Source organism: Micromonospora sp. DH13 (genome assembly GCF_020873825.1).
GTDB classification, from domain to species: domain Bacteria; phylum Actinomycetota; class Actinomycetes; order Mycobacteriales; family Micromonosporaceae; genus Micromonospora; species Micromonospora haikouensis.
Genome location: NZ_JAHWGR010000083.1, coordinates 1 through 1,518 on the forward strand (window position 1 = coordinate 1; position 1,518 = coordinate 1,518).

General features: G+C 78.7%; 1 pseudogene. It reads left to right on the plus strand.

The features are described 5' to 3' along the window. Positions 1–1,518 (plus strand): annotated as a pseudogene (locus LPA42_RS33315) (hypothetical protein); the annotation flags it as partial.

Sequence of the window (1,518 nt, forward strand, 5' to 3'; positions counted from 1 at the left end):
GCCCGACGGCGCCGGCCTGCCCGGCGTGGTGACCCAGTTGACGCCCACCGGCCCGACCCCGCCGGGCGGCCCGGCGGCCGTGCCGGAGGCCGCCACCACCGCCACCGCGCCGGCCACGACCGCCGCGGCCACCGGCACCACCGGCCCGGCCACCGGCACCATCCGCCCGGCCACCGGCACCGAGGGCCCGACCACCGCGCCGACCGGCCCGGCCCGCGACGGCACCATCGCACCCCCGCGCGGAGCCACCACCAGTCCGCCCCGGCGGCGCGGACACCCCCCTCGCGACGCCGACCCGCGCACCGCCACCGGCTCCGCCGCCGGCCCGCCACCGCAGGTCGCCGACAGCGTCGTCCGGCCGGTCGAGCCGCCGGTCGGGACCGCCCCGCCCGGGCCGGTCGCCCCTCCGGCCGAGGCGACCCGGTTGACCAAGCCGGCCCAGTCGACCGCGGCGACCCAGTCGAGTGCGACAGCCCGGTCCAGTAACGCGACCCGGTCGAATGAGACGGCCCGGTCCAGTGAGACGGCCCGGTCGACCGAGCCGGTGCGGGCCACCGCCGAGCCGCCCCCGCCGACCATGCCTGCGGGCGGCGAGGCCAGGCCGGCCCCGACCGACGGGCCACCGCAGGCCCCGACCGACGGGCCACCGCAGGCCCCGGCCGACGGGCCGCAGCCGGTCCCGGCCGGGTGGGCGCTCGTCGAGCCGTACGACACGACCCACGCCGAGGCCGCCCGCTCGTTCCCCGCCCGCGACGGCGAGCTCGTCGTCTTCGCCCACGGCACCCCCGAGCACCTGGTGCTCGGCGACCGGCGGGTCACGCCCGAACAGCTCGCCGAGCAGCTCGGGGCGGACCATCCACAGCGGATCGTCCTGATCTCGTGCGACACGGGTGCGGACGCCGACGGCTTCGCGGCCAAGCTGTCGCGGCTGCTGCCGGGCACCTCGGTCACCGCCCCCACCGGCACGGTCTGGACGACCCCCGGCGGGCACGCGTTCGTCGCGGGCACCGCCTACGGCCCCGACGGACGCCCCCGCCCGGCCGAGCCGGACGCCGACCACGGGTGGCGCACGTTCACCAGCGACGCCCCCGGCGACACCCACGTGCAGGAGGCCGGCGCCGACCTGCCGGGCACCCCGCCCCGCCCGGTCGCGGACGCGGCCGGGGACGCGGTCGCGTGGAAGGGCAACGGCCGGCCGTACGCCAACCGGCCGGTCCTGGAGACCACCGAGCACCTGATCTTCGCGACCCACCTGGAGGAGCAGCTCGGGGCGTACCTGTACCGGCTGCCCCGGGTGCGGCGGGCGGCGCAGGCCACCGTCGCGCGGCTCCGGGAGGTGCTGGACACCTTCGACGGTCGTCCCGGCGGGGCGTGGCGCTCGTTCATCAAGGACGACCCGACCAGCGCCGGGCAGGTGGGTGACCAGCTCAGCGCCGCGCAGGTCGACGAGCTGCTGGATGACGGCAACCTGCGCGAGCTGATGACGGCCTTCTACAACGCCGCCTACTTCCACCACGC